The sequence below is a fragment of the Pseudomonas kielensis genome (assembly GCF_030505375.1).
Taxonomy (GTDB): domain Bacteria; phylum Pseudomonadota; class Gammaproteobacteria; order Pseudomonadales; family Pseudomonadaceae; genus Aquipseudomonas; species Aquipseudomonas kielensis.
Genome location: NZ_CP130043.1, coordinates 3,921,191 through 3,945,491, shown reverse-complemented (window position 1 = coordinate 3,945,491; position 24,301 = coordinate 3,921,191). Strand labels below are relative to the sequence as shown.

At 59.3% G+C, this 24,301-nt stretch carries 22 protein-coding genes and 2 pseudogenes; 15 read left to right on the top strand and 9 right to left on the bottom strand.

The window, feature by feature from the left end:
- Positions 1-59: 59 nt before the first annotated feature.
- The gene (locus Q1W70_RS18530) at positions 60-566 is read right to left on the bottom strand and encodes a CS1 type fimbrial major subunit (RefSeq protein ID WP_166590199.1); all 507 of its coding nucleotides are present in this window, start codon (positions 564-566) and stop codon (positions 60-62) included.
- Positions 567-1,127: 561 nt separating this feature from the next.
- A complete protein-coding gene (locus tag Q1W70_RS18525; RefSeq protein ID WP_166590198.1) occupies positions 1,128-1,955 on the bottom strand; it encodes a fibronectin type III domain-containing protein in 828 nt (275 codons plus the stop codon).
- A gap of 211 nt (positions 1,956-2,166) precedes the next feature.
- Here Q1W70_RS18525 and tnpC point away from each other — a divergent pair.
- Positions 2,167-2,829, top strand: a pseudogene (tnpC, locus tag Q1W70_RS18520) (IS66 family transposase); the annotation flags it as partial.
- Positions 2,830-2,863: 34 nt separating this feature from the next.
- Positions 2,864-3,181, top strand: a pseudogene (locus Q1W70_RS18515) (ISL3 family transposase); the annotation flags it as partial.
- Between the two features lie 70 nt (positions 3,182-3,251).
- Here Q1W70_RS18515 and Q1W70_RS18510 read toward each other — a convergent pair.
- Positions 3,252-4,052 (bottom strand): fibronectin type III domain-containing protein, encoded by an 801-nt coding sequence (locus tag Q1W70_RS18510; protein WP_302097718.1) that lies wholly within the window; start codon positions 4,050-4,052, stop codon positions 3,252-3,254.
- Between the two features lie 576 nt (positions 4,053-4,628).
- A complete protein-coding gene (locus Q1W70_RS18505) occupies positions 4,629-5,438 on the bottom strand; it encodes an alpha/beta fold hydrolase (RefSeq protein WP_166590197.1) in 810 nt (269 codons plus the stop codon).
- A gap of 432 nt (positions 5,439-5,870) precedes the next feature.
- Here Q1W70_RS18505 and Q1W70_RS18500 point away from each other — a divergent pair, with 432 nt between their 5' ends.
- Together Q1W70_RS18500 and Q1W70_RS18495 are read left to right on the top strand one after the other, a co-directional pair.
- The gene (locus Q1W70_RS18500; protein WP_166590196.1) at positions 5,871-6,821 is read left to right on the top strand and encodes a hypothetical protein; all 951 of its coding nucleotides are present in this window, start codon (positions 5,871-5,873) and stop codon (positions 6,819-6,821) included.
- 314 nt (positions 6,822-7,135) lie between these two features.
- Positions 7,136-7,684 carry an RNA polymerase factor sigma-70 gene (locus tag Q1W70_RS18495; protein ID WP_166590195.1) on the top strand — a complete coding sequence of 183 codons (549 nt, stop codon included), beginning with the start codon at positions 7,136-7,138 and terminating at the stop codon, positions 7,682-7,684.
- A 2-nt stretch (positions 7,685-7,686) separates the two neighbouring features.
- On the opposite strand, the gene Q1W70_RS18490 is transcribed toward Q1W70_RS18495, so the two are convergent.
- Both Q1W70_RS18490 and Q1W70_RS18485 read right to left on the bottom strand, forming a co-directional pair.
- Entirely contained in the window at positions 7,687-8,481 is a 795-nt protein-coding gene (locus tag Q1W70_RS18490; protein WP_166590194.1) for a substrate-binding periplasmic protein, read from the bottom strand.
- Between the two features lie 103 nt (positions 8,482-8,584).
- Positions 8,585-9,208, bottom strand: a complete 624-nt coding sequence (locus Q1W70_RS18485; protein ID WP_185819149.1) for a TetR/AcrR family transcriptional regulator — start codon at positions 9,206-9,208, stop codon at positions 8,585-8,587.
- Positions 9,209-9,384: 176 nt separating this feature from the next.
- Here Q1W70_RS18485 and Q1W70_RS18480 point away from each other — a divergent pair, with 176 nt between their 5' ends.
- The 8 genes from Q1W70_RS18480 to ppnP all read left to right on the top strand — a co-directional run bounded on the left by Q1W70_RS18480 (position 9,385) and on the right by ppnP (position 18,647).
- Entirely contained in the window at positions 9,385-11,175 is a 1,791-nt protein-coding gene (locus Q1W70_RS18480; RefSeq protein WP_302097717.1) for an acyclic terpene utilization AtuA family protein, read from the top strand.
- 12 nt (positions 11,176-11,187) lie between these two features.
- On the top strand, positions 11,188-12,057 hold the full coding sequence (locus Q1W70_RS18475) for an SDR family oxidoreductase (protein WP_166590192.1): 870 nt from the start codon (positions 11,188-11,190) through the stop codon (positions 12,055-12,057).
- A gap of 3 nt (positions 12,058-12,060) precedes the next feature.
- Complete coding sequence (atuC, locus tag Q1W70_RS18470; RefSeq protein ID WP_182341554.1) at positions 12,061-13,677, top strand: geranyl-CoA carboxylase subunit beta; 1,617 nt, start codon at positions 12,061-12,063, stop codon at positions 13,675-13,677.
- A 24-nt stretch (positions 13,678-13,701) separates the two neighbouring features.
- Complete coding sequence (atuD, locus tag Q1W70_RS18465; RefSeq protein WP_166590190.1) at positions 13,702-14,859, top strand: citronellyl-CoA dehydrogenase; 1,158 nt, start codon at positions 13,702-13,704, stop codon at positions 14,857-14,859.
- A complete protein-coding gene (locus Q1W70_RS18460; RefSeq protein WP_166590189.1) occupies positions 14,856-15,653 on the top strand; it encodes an enoyl-CoA hydratase/isomerase family protein in 798 nt (265 codons plus the stop codon). Before atuD ends, Q1W70_RS18460 begins: the two co-directional genes overlap by 4 nt.
- A 54-nt stretch (positions 15,654-15,707) precedes the next feature.
- Positions 15,708-17,669 (top strand): acetyl-CoA carboxylase biotin carboxylase subunit, encoded by a 1,962-nt coding sequence (locus Q1W70_RS18455; RefSeq protein WP_185819147.1) that lies wholly within the window; start codon positions 15,708-15,710, stop codon positions 17,667-17,669.
- A 70-nt stretch (positions 17,670-17,739) separates the two neighbouring features.
- Complete coding sequence (locus tag Q1W70_RS18450; protein ID WP_166590187.1) at positions 17,740-18,288, top strand: 3'-5' exonuclease; 549 nt, start codon at positions 17,740-17,742, stop codon at positions 18,286-18,288.
- Between the two features lie 74 nt (positions 18,289-18,362).
- Positions 18,363-18,647: a pyrimidine/purine nucleoside phosphorylase gene (gene ppnP, locus Q1W70_RS18445; protein WP_095168189.1), complete on the top strand. Its 285-nt coding sequence runs from the start codon at positions 18,363-18,365 to the stop codon at positions 18,645-18,647.
- 69 nt (positions 18,648-18,716) lie between these two features.
- On the opposite strand, the gene Q1W70_RS18440 is transcribed toward ppnP, so the two are convergent.
- Both Q1W70_RS18440 and Q1W70_RS18435 read right to left on the bottom strand, forming a co-directional pair.
- Positions 18,717-19,523 carry an MOSC domain-containing protein gene (locus tag Q1W70_RS18440; RefSeq protein WP_166590186.1) on the bottom strand — a complete coding sequence of 269 codons (807 nt, stop codon included), beginning with the start codon at positions 19,521-19,523 and terminating at the stop codon, positions 18,717-18,719.
- Between the two features lie 130 nt (positions 19,524-19,653).
- The gene (locus Q1W70_RS18435) at positions 19,654-20,589 is read right to left on the bottom strand and encodes a chemotaxis protein CheV (RefSeq protein WP_159997247.1); all 936 of its coding nucleotides are present in this window, start codon (positions 20,587-20,589) and stop codon (positions 19,654-19,656) included.
- Between the two features lie 546 nt (positions 20,590-21,135).
- On the opposite strand from Q1W70_RS18435, the gene Q1W70_RS18430 reads away from it, so the two are divergent.
- The 3 genes from Q1W70_RS18430 (at position 21,136) to Q1W70_RS18420 (ending at position 23,396) form a co-directional block, all read left to right on the top strand.
- Positions 21,136-21,606: a hypothetical protein gene (locus Q1W70_RS18430; RefSeq protein ID WP_302097715.1), complete on the top strand. Its 471-nt coding sequence runs from the start codon at positions 21,136-21,138 to the stop codon at positions 21,604-21,606.
- A 240-nt stretch (positions 21,607-21,846) separates the two neighbouring features.
- Positions 21,847-22,740 carry a sensor histidine kinase gene (locus Q1W70_RS18425; RefSeq protein WP_302097714.1) on the top strand — a complete coding sequence of 298 codons (894 nt, stop codon included), beginning with the start codon at positions 21,847-21,849 and terminating at the stop codon, positions 22,738-22,740.
- Positions 22,737-23,396 carry a response regulator gene (locus tag Q1W70_RS18420; RefSeq protein ID WP_166590183.1) on the top strand — a complete coding sequence of 220 codons (660 nt, stop codon included), beginning with the start codon at positions 22,737-22,739 and terminating at the stop codon, positions 23,394-23,396. Before Q1W70_RS18425 ends, Q1W70_RS18420 begins: the two co-directional genes overlap by 4 nt.
- Positions 23,397-23,402: 6 nt before the next feature.
- On the opposite strand, the gene yegS is transcribed toward Q1W70_RS18420, so the two are convergent.
- On the bottom strand, positions 23,403-24,296 hold the full coding sequence (gene yegS / locus Q1W70_RS18415) for a lipid kinase YegS (protein WP_166590182.1): 894 nt from the start codon (positions 24,294-24,296) through the stop codon (positions 23,403-23,405).
- Positions 24,297-24,301: the final 5 nt, after the last annotated feature.

Here is a 24,301-nt window from a genome sequence, read left to right as displayed (position 1 = left end):
GGCCGGCTTAGAGCGCCGGCCACAGAAACAACGAACTGACTGTTATAACTTACTCAGCATTATGGTGCGTCGAACATCACTTTAACGAAGCCGCGGTAGTTACCTTCAGCGTAGCCTCCGCCTGGTGCAACCGGGGTGATTACCAACGGCGATCGAATTTCAGTTGTCGCACCATCTTCGCCAACAACTTCTACAGGGGTACCGACAGTAGTCAGCGCCGCACCGTTAAAACTTACATTCAAGTTAATTTTTTTACTGGCATTTTTGACATCCACAATCTCCGCAGCCTCCATAAGAGTCGCCTCAATAGCAGGGGCAGTACCAGTACCAACGGAACTCTTGACCTTGAACATGCGAGTAATACCTTCCAACTGCGACGTCGCCTGATTCCAAAGCAGGCGCTGCTCGTCGCGAATGGTGCTCATGTCTTCCGGCTGCACATAAAAATCGGCGCCCGGAATATCAGCAATGACAGTAATATCATGCTGCTGAGGAACAGCCAGTGCCGCCGAAGAAGCCAAAGCCAAAGCCAGCGCAGAGGTAGACATTGCAACTTTCTTGAACATTAAATTCACCTTTAAATAGCTAAGTAAAAGTGCAAGCTTCAGCCAAGCGACGAAAGTCCAGCACCGGGTTTTCATGCCAACCAAGAGAGCTGGCATTGCATTTCAAACGGGGCGCATCTTCGTGCTTTCTGAAGGACCGGTATGCAAGACCTATCCGATCATCTTGTAGGACTTATCCTTCACCATGAAGGGGAACCTTCCACCTGCCGCTTACTCCTTGTAGGTATTTTCGCTGCAAATACAGGGGAGAGCATTTGGCTGACAGGATCAAAATAAGGGTATTGGTGTTATCAAGTACAAGGAGGATCAGGGTTCGAAAACCGAAGCTCACCTAGAGATGGGTGGCAGGAGCGAAGGGAGCATCTGCGTACGGGCAGATCGAGGGGGGGCGTGGCATTCGTTGCGTCAGTTAAGCCGAAAACACACAGTGGGTTGAAAGAAGGACTGTACGACTGTCACCGATTGACAAGGCATGCAACGCAACAGACCCCAAGCACAAAAAGTCCCGATGCTTGTGCATCGGGACGGGGTCAATCGCGCAAAACCAACCGCGTTAAACGGTTACTGCCTGTGCTTTAAAGGAATGCCGATGGGGGGGTAGGTTGTACATTCTTTTTCTGATTTATTACCGGAAGCATCCTCAGCCTCTACACAGATCTGATAGCGCTTCCCTGACTCCATCTCGGTAATAGAAAATGCCGTCTCTTCCGTGGTTCCCTTATGGTCACCATCCAGATAAACATGGTATTTAATACGTCCGGAAGAGTCATACGCCGGATCCCAGAGGACTTGCACGCTAAGATCAGTGGTTCTCAAGTTTGATATTTCAGTGGGCGGGGTAAGGTCATCGAAGCTGAGGGTCAGTGTAACCCGATCCGATTCGTTGTACTGATCATCAATCGTACAAACGCTATACAGGTAAGTGCGCCCCTCCTCCGGAGTTAAATCCCTATAAGCAGTATCTTCCGTTTCCTCCAATACTACTTCATCTCGCCGAACCCTATATAAAACCTCGCCACCATCGACCTCCCCCGGCGGCCCCCAATGCAACAAGACCGAATTGGTGGTATGTTCAAACTTCCCTAAACTCCCAGGCTTGGTCGGACGATTTCTCAATGTCTCTACACTTACTGTAGTCAGACTATAAGTTGGAGGCCTATTTCTATCTTGGAACTGAAAAATGTTTGTCCTACCTGGCGTCAACCCAGTAAATGTATACTCAGTGGCGGGGAGTGAAATCGTGTGTGTTTTACCTTCGAAATATATCCAAAGCCCTCCATGAGTCCAGGGAAACGTTAAGGTGACCGCCGTTCTTGTCACATCACGAAAGCCAACTGGATAAGGTGGTTGAGCCTTGACAGTGCTAGAAACTTTATTTAGATCACCCATAATATAGACACCTTGATTTACATATTGATTTTGTGTGGCCCGCAGCAACATCTAATCAGATCAACATTAAAAAATAACCTATCAAATCTGATAGTATTAAAAAAAACCATTACCAGCCGCATTTTGATAGAACCTACTTATCTATACAAAACTACAAACCCAACCACAGCAACACGCATACACTCCCGAACAACAGTAAGCGCTCCATACGCGCCTGCTCGAGGGCTATCGTGGCTACGTCATGACCGATGATTATGCCGTTTACAACGCACTGGGCGCCCAAGACTGGAGTTGAGCGTTTAGGCTGCTGGGCCCATGCGCGTCACAAATTCGTTGAAGCACAGAAAGTGCAGCCCAAAGGTAAAACGGGGCGCGCGGATATCGCGCTGAACCTGATCAACAAGCTTTACGGCATCGAACGCGACCTGAAGGCCTGCGGTGACGCTGAACGTAAAAACGGCCGTCACGAACAAAGCCTACCGGTGCTGGCTCAGTTGAAAAGCTGGATCGAAAAGACGCAGCCGCAGGTCACCGCGCACAATGCCTTGGGCAAAGCCATCAGTTATATCTGGCAAGCAACTGGAGCAAACTTGAATGGTACGTCGAAGAAGGCTACTTGCCGATCGACAACAACGCGGCCGAACGTGCGATCCGCCCATTGGTGATCGGAAGAAAGAACTGGCTGTTTAGCGACACGCCCAGGGGCGCGACGGCCAATGCTCAACTTTATAGCCTGGTCGAGACTGCCAAAGCCAACAGCCAAGAGCCCTATGCGTGGCTGCGCCACGCATTAGAGCGCCTACCGCTGGCGACCTCGATTGAAGATTACGAAGCGCTGCTCCCGTGGAACTGCTCACCCGCATCGTCTAGCTGAGCGCTCCACCATTAAGGTTGGTGGGGTTTATGGAGTGCTTACGGTCTATTTGATGAAGGCTGAACTCAAAACACTCTGGACACCGAGTACTGCTTGGGCCTGGAGAACGGCCTGGAAACAATGGCTGCGCCATGCTCATCAAAGCGAAATACCGGCTCTGATCCAGTTTGCCAAACGGCTAAAGGGTTACTGGCGGGGCATCGTCAGCCGGGTTCGCTGGCCGATGCACACGGGGCAGTTGGAAGGAATAAACAATCGAATAAAGGTCATCAAGCGGATGGCGTACGGTTACCGGGATAGCGAGTTCTTTTTCATGAGGATCAAGAGCGTCTTTCCCGGTTATCCGTGCTGAACCAAAAAAAAGCCCTGATGCACTGGCATAAGGGCTGGATGAAAGAGAAAACGCCCATAACACAGGAGTGTTACAGTTTCCTTCGAACAGAAACAACCGTCACCGGATAATCTATCGCCACCCGACCAGATTCGTTGCCACTTTGACCAATCGCCGTTACGCCAAAGTTATATCTCTCACTCCCGTCCAGGTCGGTAAGAACAATCTCGGTATCTGTTGTTCTAGCCAGTACATCACCGGGACCCTTATCAACGTCATAAAAAACAATATGGGAGCTGTCGAACGACGCTTCCCAGCTCAACTTAACACTAAGCTCAGAAAACTCTAACTCAGATGGATCAGTGGGCGCAGTGAAATCCTCGAAATAAATCTCGATACAACGCGGCTCCGAATAATGAAACTCATCATCAAACGTACGAATACAGTACAAATGATTACGCCCTTGCTGAGGGTCTGTATCTGTATAGGGAGGAGCGGAGGGGTTTTCTAGTAAGTCCCCATCTCGACGTATCTCATAACGTGGTATACCTCCATCAACGATGCCATCATCCCAGAAGAAAGAAACCTGCTCGGCTGTCTGACCGAACTCCCGGAAGAACGTCGGCGGGATCGGCGTTCCTCTAACTGCTGTCCGCGCTATGATCAATACAGGCAATGTAGTTTTATTGTCCGCCGTTTTCCCGCTCAAAAAATAACTGTATTCCGTGTTCGACTTGAGTGACGAGTGACGAGTGACGAGTGACGAGTGAGTAAAATTATTGTCCGGCCCCTGGTAAAGCGGAACATCAGAATTTTCACCAGCAGGAGTCAGCCAATACTCCACCAAACCTTCGCGCGTCTCCCATGATAACGCTATCGAATGTTTCGCCACATGCTCAATCTATACTTAAGACTTGAATTATCAAAATTCGCAGTATTCATCGCAGGCCTCAACTAATGAAATCCAATGGATATATTTCCTACAACGCAAGCACTTCACACCTGTATTCCCCCATAAAAAACCAACTGAGTATACTGGTAGAACTGCTAGTTGCTTTTTAGGCAGTCGTATTCAAGGCGAAATATCCATCCCACATGGACCGAACGGTTGAGCTTTTCAAAAACAGACATCTTCGGCAAATCCGCCGCGCGGTTGGCCAGCAAGGACCAAGGCGCTGAAAGGCATCCCGGCTGACATGCGGACCAACTTCAACGCCGACTTGAAGTAGATGAACGAACTTGAACTGTCCGCCACCCCAACGCCTTGCTATCTGGATGCCAAGTGCGTACTGCAACCGCAACAAGGCACGCCAACTCCGACAAAAAACACATACCCAGCGATGGTTGTAGACGACAAGCGCCCTGCAGGTACGAACTTGACCGCGATGAACCTGAACACTCTTCTGCATATCAGTTCACTCACCATGGGGATGACAACCCGGCCAGCACGCACCTACAGCCAGGGCCGTCAACGATTGGCCAGGAATGCCAGCAACGCTTCAGTGACGAATTGCGGGTTTTCCAGATTGGAGATGTGCCCCGCCTCAGGCACCCATTGGTAAGGGCAACCGATCAACTCGGCCATTTCCATGGTTTCTGAAGGCGGCCTTGGCGTGTCCTGCTCACCGCACATCAACAGCGTCGTATCCGGGTTCAATTGATTCAGGCACGCCAGCCTATCCTCACGACCAAAGGTGATACGCCCCATTGGCACGATGCTCTTGCGCAACCGCTCCGCTGGCAGCGAGGCCAATGAGTCGCGCAACTGTCGATAAAGCGCTGATTGCGGGTCGATTCCCGGCCGGAAGAAGATTGGCACCACGATATCGAGAACCTGCGGTGTAATTGCACCCGCCTCCTCGATCTGATTGAGCAGTGAGAAGTAGTACTGCCGAGTGGCTTCGGGCTCAGCCCCCAGGTACGTGTCCATCAGTACCAGGGCACTGATGCGTTGCGGGTGGGACAGGGCCAGGCGCGCGCCCCACATTCCACCAACTGAAAGACCAACCAGTGCGACACGCTCAATGCCCAGGTGATCGAGTAATGCCAGTGCCTGGCGTGCCAGGTCATTGAGTGAAGCGGTACCCTGCGGCAGCGCCCCGGACTCCCCATGCCCCCACAAATCCAGGGCAATCACCCGATAGTGTGGAGACAACGCAGCAATCTGTGGCGCCCACATGGTGTGGTCCCACAAGTAACTTCCAGCCAGGAGCACGGCAGGGCCAGTGCCCTGATCAATATAGTGAAGGGGCTCACCCTCAATAGTAACGAAAGGCATCCTGTATCTCCTGCGTAGACTCTGTCGAAAAAAATGCCCGCAGAGACTGTCCCGCCCGGGCACCTCCGTCAATTCAAGCCTTAACAGTAAATATTACAGAGCCCCCGACAACAGAAACCGCGACTCTAGACAAACCGGCATCTCCAGTAATGACCTATATCGAACTCACACCCAGCCTACACGCCATGATCTCCCCCCGCTTTTACAGCCTGCGCTTACCGTCGAACTTGGCGCAAGCTTAACGCTGCTTGACCACTCAATGGTTCGACTGCCTTGACAACTCGCCTGAAACACCGGCCGCAAACTAATCCTTCGCTGCATTCCAACGCAGCAAAACAACACTAACAAACTGTAAAACACCTACAAAGACTTCCACCGATAAAAATACTACTTTCAGGACTTCAAGACCCCATTGAAAGTAGAGCTCAAACAATGAACATCATCAGCGACTACACGCGTGACTTTGAACGCAGCGCCAACATCACCGAACTTAGAATATCTGCAAAAATTGCCGAGGCAAATTGGGCTGGCACCGATGACAAGGTATATGTAAGCATGGGCCACCACAATAACTTCCAGTTGTTTTCCGACGCCCCCAGGGTGGGTGAAATCATTAGTGTCGATGTTGATATTCCCCGCCTCTTCGGAAGACCCAGCATCCATATCAGCGAACTGCAAAACATCTCCCTGCACCAAATACCGATTGCTCACCCCATCGCCAGCGACAACTGGGAGCTAGACTCGCTGATACTGATCGCCAATGGCGTTTTCACTAACCGCTCCTTCAAAAAAATTCATCAATGGTTGCATGCCTCTTCCTCGCATTTGCAGCAAGTTTGGGCTGGACATATCAGTTGGTCAGACTGGAGCAACTCCGACAATCGCCCCCTCGATATCAACACCCAAACCTATCCCGTGCGCTGGATGCCCTGGATCGGCGACATCAAATCTTGGCGAACCTACGATCCCTCGACCCTCGAAGGCACAGGCCAACTGGTCGGCATGGTCGATGGAAAGCTGATGGGCGAATTGTTGAAAGACCGACAGACAGAAATACTAACGCCGAATACTCCCAGCGATAGTTACACCTGGGTGTATACCCCAGAGGGTGCAATTATCTACAGGCGCTGGAAACATGAGTCGCGAAACGACTACATCAGGCATAGCCAACTGGGCAGTGGACGACCGGTCATCTGCGCAGGCGAATTCAGAATAGAGAGTGCCAATGATGGTATTGCCTTGCGAGACGTTATCGCCAGCGTCAATGACGCCTCCGGCCACTATCAACCCGATGGCGGAGTGTGTTTGAGGTACGTTGAGGAAAAGCTCAACGGATTAGGCATCAATACCGATGAAACCCGTTGGTACTTCAGACAAAAATAAGTCCTCTGCAACGACTTCGCGGCAGATCGGGTAGCGCCCCAACCTGCCGCGAACAGGCCGTCGATGTGCTCAAGCGCAGGCTTGGTAAGCAAGGGGCAACCAGGGCGCAATTGCCCCAGGTGAACGGATCCAGACGAAGGAGCCGGCGCCATAACTCAAGGCACATCAGTGTGAGCTCGTCGGCGAAAGCCAAACGTAATTAATTCTTTATGCTAATTGACAATTATTATCATTAAGCCTAGCTTGTCGCTCAATGCGTAGGACGGATCCGAAGCGCTGGTCGTCCCACTAACTTTTGCAGCGAGGTGACTTCCATGGCGCAATCCGTTTCCACAAGCAGCTGCGACTCATCCTTACTCCAGGCGTTCGTAGACAACCGGCCGATGCTGGTGAAAACCGCGGCGCGCATTACGGGTTGCCGGTCCCGTGCCGAAGACGTTGTGCAAGACGCTTTCTTCCGCTTGCAATCGGCGCCCCAGATCACCTCTTCGTTCAAGGCCCAGCTCAGCTACCTGTTTCAGATCGTGCGCAACCTGGCGATCGATCACTACCGCAAACAGGCCCTGGAGCAGAAGTACTCGGGCAGTGAAGAGGAAGGCTTGAATGTGGTCATCCAGGGCGCCTCACCGGAAACCTCGCACATCAACTTCCGTGTCCTGGAAAACATCGCCGACGCCCTTGGCGAATTGCCCAGCCGTACCCGCTACGCCTTCGAGATGTATCGCCTGCATGGCATGCCACAGAAAGACATCGCCAAGGAACTGGAGGTCTCGCCGACCCTGGTGAACTTCATGATCCGCGATGCACTGGTGCACTGTCGCAAGGTTTCGGACACCCTCAGCGATACCTTCGCCCGCCGCTGATTTCAGCCCTGGGGCACTGCGACGAGCGCAATCTTGTAAGGCTGGAAAATCTTCAGCATCTGGCCATTATCCCGCAGCCCCTGCAACATCCTGCCGAACGCTTCGCCACTGATCGGAGCCTGCGGACGGATCAGGGCGTAATGGTGATACACCTGATCGACCCGCTCGGACACCAGCAAGTGGGGGGCGACCTGCTCGTTGCGCAGCACGTAGTCGCTCAAGAACGAACGAGTGACCAGGGCGATGTCGGCACGACCGCGCAGCACCATCAGCAGGTTGCTGTCGTGGGAATATGTCAGCGTCACGTTGTAGTGGCTGGCGAGGTAGCGGGTGTCGGAATTGAAGTCGGCAAAGGCATAGTGATAGCCGTTGAACAGCGCGAGCCGTTTGTCCTGCAGGTTGGAAAAATAGCTTTGTTCGCGCTCAGGAAGCTGTTGCGAGACAAAAACCTCCGCATCCTCCAGGCCCATGTCGACGGCCGTGTGCGGGACGTCTTTCCAGCCCCACTGGGGATTCTCGAAGATAGCCACGTCGATCCGGCCCTGCTTGAAGTCACCGAAACGGCGCGGAATGGAGGTGGGTACCTGGACAAATTGATAGTCGCTCTGCAACTGGTTAAGGGCGACGATCAATTGCGCGAGAAGTCCGGAATCGGCACCGGTTTCCGGGCGAATGGTGTAGGGCGGGAAATGCGCCGCGCCGATGCGCACCAGTTGTGCGGCCGAACTCGGCGCTACCGACAGCACACCCAGCGCCATCAACAACATCCGCGAAGCCATCCGAACTGGCGAATACATCAACCCACACCACCCCTGAAAATAGACCCACCCGGATTAAGCTAGGCGGTTTCGCCCACTAAGACAACGCGACGGGGCTATTTAATGCGTTTTGCCCAAATCGTCATGCTTGCGTCAGCACCAGGATCAGCGCTTCATCGGCCAACTGATCGAGGCTCATGCTGCCATCGGGCCGAAACCAGGTAGTGGTCCAGGACAATGCACCGGTGAGGAAACGACGGGTGATGAACAGGTCTCCGCGAATCAGGCCCGCGTCCTTGGCTTCCCCCAGTACCTGCAGCCAGAGCTGCTCGTAAATGTCGCGCAGCGCCAGCACCTGGGCCTGCCCGCTTTCGGACAATGAGCGCCATTCGTAGACCAGCACCGCCATTGCCTCGCCGCTGCCGCCCATGATCGACTGCAACTCGCAGCGGATCAGCGCCAATACCCGCTCGCGCACGCTGGTGGCCTGCGCCAGTTCGGCGCGCATCAACGCGGTGTTGTAGCGAATGGTTTCCTCCATCACCGAACGCAGGATCTCGTCCTTGCTCTTGAAGTGATGAAAAATACTACCGGACTGAATCCCCACCGCACTGGCCAGGTCGCGCACAGTGGTGCGCTCATAGCCCTTGTTGCGAAACAGGTGGGCCGCCATTTGCAGCAGTTTGCCGCGAGCACTGTCCGGATCGGTCAGTTGCCCGTTGTCGACCAACTCGCGCATTACCAGCAGAGCTTTTTGCTCGTCCACCCATTCTCTCCTACAGTCGCTCGAACCCAGTGCACACACCACAAATGCCGTGGCTGGCGCGGGCAATTTAAGCCGCCGAAGGAAACCAAGCAAGCGCTCGGGTAAAAGTCCTCCTCGGGATTTACAAACCAAGCGCTTGCTTGGTAGTCTCGAAACACTTCTGTCGGAGGCTTGCCATGAACAAGACGGTTCGTATCGGATGCGCCAGTGCCTTTTGGGGGGATACCTCGACCGCTGCCGCCCAACTGGTGGAGGGCGCCGCCCTGGACTATCTGGTCTTCGACTACCTGGCTGAAATCACCATGTCATTGCTCGCCGGGGCACGTATGAAAGATCCCCAGGCCGGCTACGCCAGCGACTTCGTCGAGGTCCTCGGCCCGTTGCTCGGGCAGATCGCCGAACAGCGCATCCGGGTGATCAGCAACGCCGGGGGGGTCAATCCACTGGCCTGTGCCGCCGCCTTGCAGCGCGCCTGCGATCAGGCCGGCGTCCCCCTGAAGATCGCCGTGCTGCTGGGTGATGACCTGCAACCGCAGTTCAAGCAACTGGCCGCCAGTGGCGTGCGCGAGATGTTCAGCGCAGCGCCCTTGCCGCCCGTCTGCGTATCGACCAACGCCTACCTCGGCGCTCCCGGCATTGTCGAAGCCTTGCGCCTGGGCGCAGACATCGTCATCACCGGCCGGGTGGTGGACAGCGCGGTGGTCAGCGCAGCGCTGGTGCATGAGTTCGGCTGGGCGTGGCACGACTACGAACACCTGGCCCAGGCCGCACTGGCCGGGCACATCATCGAGTGTGGCGCACAGTGCACCGGCGGCAACTTCACCGATTGGCAGCAGGTGCCGGACTACGAGCACATCGGCTTCCCCGTGATCGAGGTCAGCGCCGACGGCCAGTTCATCGTCACCAAGCCCGAAGGCTCCGGAGGTCTGGTCACGCCCTTGAGCGTGGGCGAACAATTGCTGTACGAAATCGGCAATCCACGGGCCTACCTACTGCCGGATGTGATCTGCGATTTCAGCCAGGTCAAACTCCAGCAGCAGGGCCCGAACCGGGTCCAGGTCCACGGCGCCAAAGGCTTTCCGGCACCGGCGCAGTACAAGGTCAGCGCCACTTACCCGGATGGTTTCCGTTGCACCGCCAGTTGCTTGATTGCCGGGATCGACGCCGTGGCCAAGGCGCGCCGGGTGAGCGAGGCGATCATCAACAAGACCGGGCAAATGTTCAGCCAGCGCGGTTGGGCGCCCTATAGCGAAGTGCACATCGAACTGCTGGGCAGCGAGGCCACCTATGGCCCCCACGGTCAACGCCAGGACAGCCGCGAAGTGGTGATCAAACTGGCGGTGCGGCATCCGAACAAACAGGCGCTGATCCTGTTCTCCCGGGAAATCGCCCAGGCCGCCACCGGCATGGCGCCCGGCCTGACCGGCATTGTCGGCGGCCGTCCTACCGTCTACCCGCTGATCCGCCTGTTCTCATTCCTCATCGACAAAAACGCCTGCACCCTGCAGATCGACCTGCAGGGCCAGCGCCACCCATGCACCCTGCCCGCCCTCGACCACCTCGACAGCGCCGACCTGCCCTTGCCCTTTATGGCGCCAAAACCCCAAGGGCGTGCCGATGCCAGCGTGGCACTGGTGAAACTGGCAGTGGCGCGCTCCGGCGACAAGGGCAATCACAGCAACATCGGGGTCATGGCCCGCGCCCCTGAATACCTGCCGTGGATCGCCGAAGCGCTGACGCCCGAGGTGGTCGTCGAGTGGATGAGCCACGTGCTCGACCCGATCCACGGGCGAGTCCAGCGCTGGTACCTGCCAGGCAGCCACAGCCTCAATTTCCTCCTGGAGAATGCCCTCGGTGCCGGTGGCGTGGCCAGCCTGCGGATCGACCCACAAGGCAAAGCGTTCGCCCAGCAGCTGCTGGAAATCCAGATTCCGGTGCCGCAAAGCATCGCAGACCAAGTCAACTAGAGGGTTGTCGCCGTGGCTTTTGATTCGATCTTCAAACCCGAGCTGTTTGCCGGTCAAAACATCATTGTCACCGGTGGCGGCAGTGGCATCGGCCGCTGCACCGCCCACGAGCTGGCAGCCCTTGGCGCCCACGTGCTGCTGGTGGGGCGCAAGGCGGAAAAACTGCAGCAGGTCGCCGCTGAAATTGCCGAAGACGGTGGCAAGGCCAGTTGGCAAGCCTGCGACATTCGTGACGAGGACGCCGTCAAGCACCTGGTGAGCGAACTGCTCAAGACCCATGGACCGATTCACGGCCTGGTCAACAACGCTGGCGGCCAATACCCCGCGCCACTGGCGTCGATCACCCAGAAAGGCTTCGAGACGGTGATGCGCACCAACCTGGTGGGCGGTTTCCTGATGGCCCGGGAAGTGTTCAACCAGTCCATGTGCAAGACCGGTGGCGCCATCGTCAACATGCTCGCCGACATGTGGGGCGGCATGCCGGGCATGGGCCACTCGGGGGCGGCGCGCTCGGGCATGGACAACCTCACCAAGACCGCCGCCGTCGAATGGGGCTATGCCGGGGTCCGGGTCAATGCCGTGGCCCCCGGCTGGATTGCCTCCAGCGGCATGGACACCTACGAAGGTGCATTCAAGGCGGTGATCCCGACCCTGCGCGAGCACGTGCCGCTCAAGCGCATTGGCAGCGAATCGGAAGTCAGCGCCGCCATCGTGTTCCTGCTCAGTCCCGCGGCGGCATTTGTCAGCGGCAGCACCCTGCGCATCGACGGCGCGGCCAGTCTCGGCAGTCGGGCGTGGCCATTGCACAAGGCCCAGCACAGCGAGTCCTTCAATGGCTTTCACCGCGCCTATATGCCCGATGTACTCAAGGACGAGGACTGAGCAATGCCGATGATCGAATCCCAACTCGACCCCCACAGTCCGCAGTTTGCGCTTAACCGCGAGGCGATGGTGGCCAGCATCGAGCAGGTCCGCCAACTGGAACGCAACCTGCTGACCAAGGCCGCCGAGGCCAAGGCGAAATTCGACCGGCGCGGGCAACTGCTGCCGCGCGAACGCTTGAACCTGTTACTGGACCCCGGCGCGCCGTTTCTCGAGCTGGCGAGCCTGGCCGGCTATAAGTTGCACGACGACAAGGACGGCAGCCAGGCCGGCGGCGGCTTGATCGCCGGGATCGGGTATGTGTCCGGGGTCCGGGTGCTGGTGGTGGCCAACAACAGCGCGATCAAGGGTGGGACCATTTCCCCCAGCGGCCTGAAAAAATCCCTGCGCCTGCAACAGATCGCCATGGAAAACAAACTGCCGGTGATCACCCTCGCCGAAAGCGGCGGCGCCAACCTCAATTACGCCGCCGAGATTTTTGTCGAAGGCGCGCGCAGCTTCGCCAACCAGGCCCGGATGTCGGCCATGGGGCTGCCGCAGATTACCGTGGTGCACGGCTCGGCCACCGCCGGTGGCGCCTACCAGCCCGGGCTGTCGGACTACGTGGTGGTGGTGCGCGGCAAGGCCAAGCTGTTTCTCGCCGGCCCGCCGCTGCTCAAGGCCGCCACCGGGGAAATCGCCACCGATGAAGCCCTGGGCGGCGCCGAAATGCACGCGCAGACCGCCGGCACCGCCGAGTACCTGGCCGAAAACGATGCCGATGGCGTGCGCCTGGTGCGCGAGATCGTCAGCCTGTTGCCGTGGAATGCCCGCCTGCCACAGCCCGCCCGCCCCGATTTCGATGAACCGCTGTATCCCATCGAGGAGCTGCTGGGACTGATTCCTGCCGACCCGAAAAAACCCTACGACGTGCGCGAAATCATCGCGCGCATTGCCGACGGCTCACGCTTCCTCGAGTTCAAGGGCGAGTTCGACCAGCAGACCCTGTGCGGCCATCTGAAAATCCAGGGGCGGCCCTGTGGTTTGATCGGCAACAACGGCCCGATCACCCCGCAAGGCGCGAGCAAGGCGGCGCAGTTCATCCAACTGTGTGACCAGAGCCAGACCCCCCTGCTGTTTTTCCACAACACCACCGGCTTCATGGTCGGCACCGAGTCGGAACAACAAGGGGTGATCAAGCATGGCTCCAAGCTGATCCAGGCCGTGGCCAATGCCCGTGTGCCGAAACTGACGCTGGTGGTCGGCGGCTCCTACGGTGCTGGCAATTACGCGATGTGCGGCCGCGGCCTCGATCCGCGCTTCATCTTCGCCTGGCCCAACAGCCGCACGGCGGTGATGGGCGGCGCCCAGGCCGGCAAAGTGCTGCGCATCGTCACCGAGGCCAGGCAGCTCAAGGATGGCCTGGTCCCGGACCCGAAGATGCTCGACATGCTGGAGCACGTCACCGCACAAAAACTCGACAGCCAGTCCACCGCCCTCTACGCCAGTGCCAACCTGTGGGATGACGGACTGATCGATCCACGGGACAGTCGCACGCTGCTGGGCTACCTGCTGGATATTTGCCAGGAGGCCGAGGTTCGTCAGTTGCAACCCAACAGTTTTGGTGTCGCCCGGTTCTAGTCCGGCCAAAGGAGAACAATAAAAATGATCTTTACCCAGGAACACGAAGCCCTGCGCCGCACTGTGCGCCAGTTTGTCGACAGCCAGATCAACCCCTACGTCGATGAGTGGGAGAAGGCCGGGCGTTTCCCGATCCATGAGATTTTTCGCCAGGCCGGCGAGCTGGGTCTGCTGGGTATCAGCAAACCGGAAAAATTCGGCGGCATGGGCCTGGACTACAGCTATTCGATCGTCGCGGCCGAAGAGTTCGGCACCATTCATTGCGGCGGGATTCCCATGTCCATCGGCGTACAGACCGACATGTGCACCCCGGCGCTGGCGCGCTTTGGCTCCGATGAGCTGCGCGAGGAATTCCTGCGCCCGGCCATCAGCGGCGAACAGGTCGGCTGCATTGGCGTCTCGGAAGTCGGCGCCGGGTCCGATGTCGCCGGGTTGAAGACCACCGCGCGCAAGGACGGCGATGACTACGTGATCAATGGCAGCAAGATGTGGATCACCAACTCGCCAAGTGCCGACTTCATCTGCCTGCTGGCCAACACCTCGGACGACAAGGCGCACATCAACAAGTCGCTGATCATGGTGCCGATGAACACGCCTGGCGTCAGCCTCGGTTCGCACCTGGACAAACTGGGCATGCGCAGCTCGGAAACCGCCCAGGTATTCTTCGATGACGTGCGCGTGCCGCAACGTAACCGCATCGGCCACGAAGGGGCCGGGTTCATGATGCAGATGCTGCAGTTCCAGGAAGAACGCCTGTTCGGCGCGGCCAACATGATCAAGGGCCTGGAGTACTGCGTCGACAGCACCATCGAGTACTGCAAGGAACGCAAGACCTTCGGCAATGCCCTGATCGACAACCAGGTCATCCACTTCCGTCTCGCCGAACTGTCCACCGAGATCGAGTGCCTGCGGGCGCTGGTCTATCAGGCCACCGAGCAGTACGTCAAAGGCCAGGACGTCACCCGACTGGCGTCCATGGCCAAGCTCAAGGCCGGTCGCCTGGGCCGGGAAGTCAGCGACAGTTGCCTGCAGTACTGGGGCGGCATGGGCTTCATGTGGGACAACCCGGTGGCCCGCGCCTACCGCGACGTGCGCCTGGTGTCGATCGGCGGCGGTGCCGACGAAATCATGCTGGGGATCATCTGCAAGCTGATGGGCACCCTGCCCGGGAAGAAAAAATGAGCCCCCTGCCCGATTGCCAGACCCTGTTGCTGGACCTACACAGCGGCGTGCTGCACATCACCCTGAACCGCGCCGATTGCCGTAACGCCATGAGCCTGCAGATGGTCGCCGAGTTGCGTGCCGTGCTGGCGGCTGTGCGCGATGACCGCCAGGTACGCGCGTTGGTGCTGGGCGGCGCCGGCGGGCATTTCTGTGCCGGCGGCGACTTGAAAGACATGGCCAACGCCCGAGCCCAGGGTGCAGACGCTTACCGTGAGCTGAACCGGGCCTTCGGCGCGTTGCTGGAGGAGGCCCAGCACGCGCCGCAAGTGCTGATCTGCGTGCTGCAGGGTGCGGTGCTCGGCGGCGGCCTGGGCCTGGCCTGTGTCAGCGACATCGCCCTGGCCGACCACCAGGCGCAATTCGGCCTGCCGGAAACCAGCCTGGGGCTGCTGCCGGCGCAGATCGCGCCCTTTGTGGTCCGGCGTATCGGCCTGACCCAGGCCCGACGCCTGGCCCTGACGGCGGCACGTTTTGATGGGCACGAGGCACGACGTCTGGGCCTGGTGCATTTTGTCGAACAGGACGCGCAAGCCTTGGCCGAACGCCTGGACGCGGTACTCGAGCACGTCCTGTGCTGCGCGCCGGAGGCCAATGCCGCGACCAAGGCCCTGCTACTGGCCAGCACCGAACAACCGCTGGGGCCCTTGCTCGACCAGGCCGCGCAGTGGTTCAGCGCGGCAGTGACAGGCGCAGAAGGCGTCGAGGGCACCCTGGCTTTTATCCAGAAACGCAAACCGGGTTGGGCGCCCTGAACGCATCGCGAGCAGGCCCTTACAGACTCCGCACTCACCAATGGGAATCCGACCATGCCCACTCTGCGCAAAATCCTCATCGCCAACCGCGGTGAAATTGCCTGCCGTATCCAGCGCACCGCCCAGGCCCTGGGCTATCGCACAGTGGCCGTCTTCAGCGACGCCGACGCCGACGCCCTGCATGTGCAACTGGCCGACGAAGCCGTGCATATCGGCCCTGCGGCGGTGGCCCAGTCCTACCTCAATGCCCAGGCGATCCTCGACGCCGCACGGCGCAGCGGGGCCGACGCGATCCACCCTGGCTATGGTTTCCTTTCGGAAAACGCGCCGTTCGCCCAAGCCTGCGCCGACGCCGGGTTGACCTTTATCGGCCCAAGCCCCGAGGCCATCGAACTGATGGGCAGCAAACGCCTGTCGAAAGTCGCCATGCTTGCCGCCGGCGTGCCGTGCATCGCCGGCTACCAGGGCGCGGAGCAGGACGATCAGACCCTGGCGCGCGAAGCCGAGCGCATCGGCTATCCGTTGATGATCAAGGCCAGCGCCGGCGGTGGTGGACGCGGCATGCGCCTGGTGCACGAGGCTGGCCAGCTACTGGAGCAACTGCGCACTGCGCGCTCCGAAGCCCTGAATGCCTTTGGCAGTGCCGAGCTGATTCTGGAGCAGGCGCTGATCGCTCCGCGTCACGTTGAAATCCAGTTGTTCGGCGACCAGCACGGCCACCTGATCTATCTCGGCGAGCGTGACTGCTCCATCCAGCGCCGCCATCAGAAAGTCATCGAAGAGGCGCCTTGCCCGGTGATGACCCCAGCGCTGCGCCAGGCCATGGGCGAAGCCGCACTCAAGGCGGCGCGCGCGGTCGACTACGTCGGCGCCGGCACTGTGGAGTTTCTGCTCGACAGCCGTGGACACTTTTACTTCCTGGAAATGAACACCCGGTTGCAGGTCGAGCATCCGGTCACCGAGCTGATCACCGGCCTCGACCTGGTGGCCTGGCAACTGCAGGTCGCCGCCGGATTGCCCCTGCCACTGCGCCAGGAACAGGTCGAGCTCAAGGGCCATGCCATGGAGGTGCGCCTGTATGCCGAGGACCCGGCGCAGGCGTTCATGCCACAGACCGGGCGTATCCACCACTGGTTGCCGGCCCTGCAAGCGGGGGTGCGCATTGACCATGGCCTGCTCGAAGGGCAGCAGGTCAGCCCCTTCTACGACCCCATGCTGGGAAAAATCATCGCCTACGGCGCCACCCGCGAAGAGGCCCGGCGCAAACTGGTGCGGGCTGTCGAAGACACGGTCCTGCTGGGGGTGCAGACCAATCAGCGCTTGCTCGCCGCCCTGCTGGACCATCCGCAGTTCATCAGCGGCGAGTTCAGCACCGGCTTTATCCCCGAGCATTTCAGCGCTCACCCAAGCCTGCACCCCCACGTCCCCAGCGCCGAAGAATTGGCGATCGCCGCGGCTTTGTTCTATCAGCAGTCCGCCCAGGTACACAGCGCCGGGCTGACGGGCTGGCGCAACAATGCCAGTGCCCCGCTGCAACAGCAGATCGGCCTGCAGGATGCCCGTTGGCCCGCGCAAGTAACGGTGCTGGCCGAGGGTCGGTTGAGCATTGAAGTGGCCGCGCAAACACTGCACCTGACGGTGTTGGAGATCAGCCCGCATTCAGTCTATCTGGAGCTCGATGGCATCCGTCGGCGCTGTGCCTATGCCTTGGCCCACGGCCAGCTCTGGCTAGGCACCCGCCCTGGCGCCCTGGTGCTGCAGGACCAGACCCTGGCACCGGTTCGCGGCCAGGCCAGCGCCAGTTGCGGGACCCTGAAAGCGCCGATGGACGGGGCGATCGTCGACGTGCTGGTCAGCGAAGGCGCACAGGTCCGCAAGGGCCAGTTGCTCCTGGTGCTGGAGGCCATGAAGATGGAACACCCGCTCAAGGCCGGTATCGACGGCGTGATCAAACGCTTGCAGGTCGGACCCGGCGACCAGGTGAAAAATCGTCAGATTTTATTGGAGGTTGAATAAGCCCCTAGGCGGAACCGCCGGGGTTGGCTACGCTCAGCTTCATCAGTACGCGGATACCAGGAAAGCTGTGATGCCTCATTGGCTGGTAATTGATCTTGAAGCGACAACTGATGACGGCGGCTGGCCGGTCGAAGAGATGGAAATCATTGAAATCGGTGCCACCCTGGTCAATCGCCAGGGCCGCGAGCTGGATCACTTCCAGCGCTTCGTCCGGCCGTTGCGACGCCCCTTGTTGACCCCTTTTTGTCGGGAGCTGACCCATATCACCCAGGCCAACATCGACGCGGCCCAACCGCTGGCAGACGTCTGGCTGCAGTTTGAACACTGGCTGGGCCAGCATCACAGCCGCCTGGAGGGCTGGGCCAGTTGGGGCGACTACGATCGCAAACAGTTGCTCCAGGAATGGCAGCGCCTGCAACTCGACAGCGTCCTGAGCCGGGTGCCGCACATCAATCTCAAGCAGCGCTTCGCCAAGGCCCGTCGACTGGAACGGCCACTGGGCCTCAACGCGGCCCTGCAACTGGCCGGCCTGCAGTTCAGCGGGCAACAGCATCGGGCGCTGGAGGATGCGCGCAATACCGCCCGTTTATTACCGTTGAGCCTGCCCGCCACTCCTTGACTGCAACAGGTGACGGGCGAAAAGGCCTTGTGCATACTGGCCAGCCTTTTTTAGCCCTTTTCGAGGAATCGCCCATGTTCAAAGTCAACGAGTACTTCGACGGCACCGTCAAGTCGATTGCTTTCGGCACTGCCGAAGGTCCGGCCACTATTGGCGTCATGGCGGCGGGCGAATACGAGTTCGGCACCAGCCAGCGTGAAATCATGCATGTGGTCTCGGGTGCCCTGACCGTTAAACTGCCGGACAGCGACGATTGGCAAACCTTCGCTGCCGGCAGCCAGTTCAATGTTCCGGCCAACAGCAAGTTCCAGCTCAAAGTGGCGGTCGACAGCGCCTACCTGTGCGAATACCGCGGCTAAGCGCCAGCGCGGCACAAAAAATGCCCGTGTCCTGAGACACGGGCATTTTTCGTTCTGCGCCCAGGGGGGTTATTCGAGAATCGTCACCGGCATGCCGACTTCCAGCCGACCATCACCATCGTTGACCAGGTTCTGCCCGAACATCGCGCCGTCATCTTGGGTGCGGTACTTTTGCAAGGTTGCCAGTGGCTCGCGGTCAGCGCTGCGCTCACCGGTCTGCGGGTCGATGGTGGTCAGGATGCAGCGCGAGCACGGCTTGACCACACGGAACTCGACATCGCCAATGCGAATCCGCTTCCAACTGTCTTCGGCAAACGCTTCGCTGCCCTCGATCACCAGGTTGGGCCGGAACCTGAGCATCTCCAGGGGCCGACCAACCCGTTGCACCAAGTCATCGAGCGACGCCTGGCCAATCAACAGCAGGGGAAAGCCATCGGCGAAGGCGACTTTATCGTCATCCTTGCCGTAGCCTGCCTGGGTGGTCCGGGCCAACGCCTCGGGGACTTGCACCAGGCGCGTGGGCTTGCCAATGAACGCGCTGACCCAGGCGGCCGCGGCGTCACCGGCATCAGGCACCCGCAAGGTGTCGCGCCAGATCGTCACGCCACGCAGTTGCGCGTCGTCCACCGGCAGGGCCACCTCAATCGGCGAATGCCCGGGCGCCGCCAGTGTCAGGCCGCCGGTGGCATTCCACAGGGCCGACAATTGGCTCATCGCCGCCACTGCCCGCTGAGTCAGAAACCGCCCACTGGCCTCGTCCACCAGCATCCAGCGGCGGTCACCGGCCAGCCCCAGCTTGTCCAGGTGCGCCTGTTGCAGGACTTCACCCTTGGCGGACTTGAGTGGATAACGGTACAGCGCGCTCAGACGCAACATGGCCAGCTCCCTGATGGACAAAAACGCCACCCTATACGAGCTTGATCGCCGAATCAAAGGCCGGTCGGGTGCCAACGCCTGGCGGGCGCGAATTTCGTGGCGTTGGGACCGCGAGCAGGGCCTCGGGTTATCAGGCCGGGACTTCGTCGAGCATTAACCGTTGGCGCACCACATCGACCAGTTTGTCGGGCTGGAACTTGGAGAGGAAGTTGTCGCAACCGACCTTCTTCACCATCGACTCGTTGAAACTGCCGGACAGCGAGGTGTGCAGCACCACGTACAGCCCCCGCAAGCGCGGATCGTTGCGGATCTCGGTGGTCAGGCGATAGCCGTCCATTTCCGGCATTTCCGCGTCGGTGAAGACCATCAGCAGCTTCTCGGTCATCTCCACCCCACTGTCGGCCCAGCTCTTGAGCAGTTTCAGGGCCTTCAGGCCGTCGCTGGCAATGTGCATTTTCACCCCCAACTGGCTGAGGGTGTCGCGCATCTGCGCCAGCGCCACGTTAGAGTCGTCCACCAGCAACACCTCACGATGGCGGGCACGCTCGAGCACCGGGTCCTCGAGTTTCTCGCGCGAGACCTTGGTGCTGTAGGGCACGATCTCGGCGAGGACTTTTTCGACGTCGATGATTTCCACCAGTTGTTCATCGACTTTGCTGATGGCGGTCAGGTAATGCTGGCGGCCAGCGCTGGTGGGGGGCGGCAGAATGGCTTCCCAGTTCATGTTGACAATGCGGTCCACACCGCCGACCAGGAACGCCTGCACCGAGCGGTTGTACTCGGTGACGATAATCGTGCTGTTGGGGCCTGGCACCAACGGGCGCATGCCGATGGCCTGGGACAAGTCGATCACGGGCAGGGTCTGGCCACGCAGATTGACCACACCACAGACAAACGGATGACGATGGGGCATCAGGGTCAGCTTGGGCAGTTGCAGGACTTCCTGCACCTTGAAGACGTTGATCGCGAACAACTGCCGACCGGCCAGGCGGAACATGAGGATTTCCAGGCGATTCTCACCCACCAGTTGGGTGCGTTGATCTACCGTGTCGAGAATGCCGGCCATTATGACTCCTGGGTTTACCATTGAATTCACTCAGGCAAGGTATCGGCGGCTGCCTGCACTTCTTGACCCTGGAGTGACGGGCTTCGTAAAAAAATTGATGTCATATTGGCATCATGCTCTACTGAATGAATCTCTCCCGGGGTAACGCCCCCCGAGAACTGCCTGCCCCATCAGCCTTGCGTTCAGCATCAGGGAAACCCCTAGGTGCAATCGGGACTCGCCTGATATTCGTGATATCCAATAGCCATTAATGTGACGCCATTCTCATTGCATGAATGGAGTCAGGCTTTTGTTGTTGATCGCGGAGCCACCGCCAGGCCCTCTTTACCCCCCGTCAGAACATTCAGCGAGAGCCTCACGACGCGATGCCGCCGTCGTTCGTTGTGCGACCCCTGCCGCCAACGCTGCGGTCCTGTGCGTAACAGACAAGAACTTGCCGGAAAAACCGGAACCGTCCTACAGACTTTGTGCAATTACAGACAGTAACTTAGCCCCGTTCACCCGACGCCCGATTGCCCTACCTGACTTGAAGTCGTGGAGAAAAGCATGTTGAACGAACGGAAAAACTGGAACCCGCGACTGCCTGAATTCCTGATTGAAGCCGAAACCCTGCTGGCAAAATCAGAAGAGTGCCTGGCGCACCTGCAACTGATCAAAAACGACCCCGACGCCATCCATTGCCTGCTTGGCACTCTGCTCACCCTGGCCAATCGCGCGCACGTCCTGGCGCTGGGTGACATCTGTACGTTTGCCCGCTCCATACATGCCGTACTCAGCCGGGTACAGGGGCAAGTCAATTTGCATGACCAGGCACTTGGCGTGTTAAAGGAGTGTTTGACGCTGATCGCCTGGCAACTGGAACTGGTCGATCTGTATACCGGTGACCTGCGTCTCGACAGTACCGAGCAGGCGTCTTTGCTTGAGGCATTCGTCGCGCAAATCGACGGTGTGCCCTGTACGCTCGGCGGGCCGACCAGCGGCCTGGCCTACGCAACCATGGCCACCAGGCGGGCGTAAGGCACGTCATCAAGACGACGCCGGAGCACTGTGCGCAAACGCGACCAACTGCACCTTAGGTGGTAACATGCGCACCAATTAATTGACGCTACAGAAATGACACTCTGAATCCCGGCCCCTGGCGGCGGGAAGTGCAAGGCTCGACTTTGCCCCTCAGACTGCTCTGCTTTGCAGCCGCCCGCTCCAGTCAATCACCCTGACCGGCCAGCCCACAGCGAACATTCATGGGTTCCCTGCGCCATGCACGCCAGCCTCAAATCAGTCATGAACTGGCGCCCCTCCCGACAGGCAGCACAACGCTTGACCCTGCTGCTTGGCCTGGGCACCGCCCTCGGTTGCCTGCTGGCGTATTCCCTGTCCAGTCCGGTGCCACTGGCCTTGCTGGTGTTGAGCCTGGCGGCGGCAATCAGCGTATTGCGCCAATACCTGCGCTTGCGCAGCGCCATCAAGTTTCAGCCCCAGGAACTGGCGGATCGCTTGCTGCAGGTCCAGGAAAGCGAACGTCATCGACTCAGCCGGGAATTGCACGACGACATCGGCCAATTGCTCACCGCCGCAAAACTGCAAAACGAATGGCTAAAGCGCCGCCTGCCGCCAGAACTGCACAGCCACTGCAGCCTGCTTGGGGAAACCCTGGAAGACACCTTGGCCAAGGTGCACGACATTTGCGCGGTGCTCAACCCACGGCAACTGTCGAGCCTGGGCCTGGAAGCCAGCTTGCGCGCCCATCTGCTCAAGACGCTGGCCAACAACAGTCTGCACTGGAGCCTGGAATGCCAGCAGCAACTGGCAGGCATTCCGGAAGAAATGGCGGTCGCGGCGTTTCGCGTCACCCAGGAAGCCATCACCAATGTGCTGCGCCACGCCCAGGCCGAGAATCTGCTGGTTCGTTTGCAGCGTACGCCCGAGGGGCTGGCACTGTTGGTCAGTGATGATGGTGTGGGGTTTTCTCCTGCCGCGTTTCCTGGCCGTGAGGGACAGCGCGGCATGGCCGGCATGTCGGAGCGGGTCGAGCAGTTGGGTGGCCAACTGAGCGTCAAAAGTGAACCGGGCAAGGGAACACGGATCGACGCCCTTTTCCCCTGGGCACCCCGCACACTCGAACGAGCCGCCACCCATAAGGTTCCCCATTGACTTGTAACTTACTACTGGTGGATGACCACTCGCTGATCAGGGCTGGCGTGCGTGCGCTGGTCCTGGATATTCCCGGCTATGCGGTGATTGGTGAGGCCGATGATGGAGCCCAGGTGCTGGAGATGGTCGAGAGCTTGAACCCGGACATCATTGTCCTCGACCTCTCGATGAAGCAGGTGGGCGGATTGGACGCACTGCAAAGGCTCAAGGCGGTCCATCCGCAGAGCAAGGTGCTGATCCTGTCGATGCACACCGAGCCGACGCTGATCATGCGTGCCCTTGAGTCCGGGGCTCATGGCTACCTGCTCAAGGACACCACGGCAACGGAGCTTGAGCACGCCCTTGAAGCCCTGCGCAACAACGAACGCTACCTGAGCCCGGCCATCGCCCACACCGTGATCGACCAGGCGCTGGCACGGGCCCACACCCCTCAGGTCGCCACCGTCGATAGCCATAACCTGACCGCGCGGCAACTGGAGATCCTGCGGCTGATCGTGCGCGGCAAATCCACTCGCGAGATAGCCTCCGGTCTGGGGCTGAGCATCAAGACCGTGGAAACCCACCGCTCGCAGATCATGAAGCGCCTGCAGATCTACGAGGTGGCGGGGCTGGTGCTGTTTGCCGTGCGCGAGCGCATCATCAGCCTCGACGACTGATCCGGCTCACGCCTTGAGCAGCGGCGAATCCGCGGGCAGATGCACCCGCAATGCGCTAGGACGCACCGAAAAGCGCAGGCTCTCGCCTTCCAGTGGCTCGCCATCAAGATTGATGTAGAGCCCTTCCGAGACCTTGATCTCGACCCATGGCAGGCGCGCGCGGACAAACATGTTGTCGATGCCCCAACCGTCCACCAACAGGTCCTTGAGCGTCCCCACGACATCCTGCGGTGCCGGGAGGATGCTGATATCCAGCAGGCCGTCGTTGACCAGCGCCTGCGGACATAACTCATGCCCGCCACCGGCCTGCCGGCCGTTGCCGATCCCCAGCGCCAACAACTGCCCATGCCAGTGAAAATCCGGGCCTTGCAACTCGCCATAGGCGGCATGCAACTCGCTGAAGCGCGACAGTCCGGTGAACAGGTAAGCCGCTCCGCCCAGCATCTTCTTCAGGTCTTCAGAGGTGTTCGCCGTCACCTGGCTGCCAAATCCGCCCGTCGCCATATTGAGAAACACCTGGCCACCCACTTCCCCCAGGTCGATCGGTTGCGCCGGCACGTCCAGCAACGCGAGTGCCTCTCGCGGTACCAGGGAAACCCCTGCCGCGCGCGCAAAGTCATTGGCAGTCCCCAACGGCAGCAGCACCAGGCTGGCTTGATCAGCCTGCGCTGCCAGCGCTTCAGCGATGTCGCGCAAGGTGCCATCGCCTCCCCCGGCAATCAATCGGGTAAAGCCCGCCGCCAGTGCCTCTTGCACCATGCGCTGGGCGTCCCCGGCCTCCCACGTCAGGCGCACCGCCAGCTCCCATCCTTGCTCGCGCTTTTCCTCGACCGCCGTACGGACCTCTTCGTTGAGTGCCTGCTTACCGTGCAAAATCAACAGCGCCTTGCGCTCACTCATCGTCA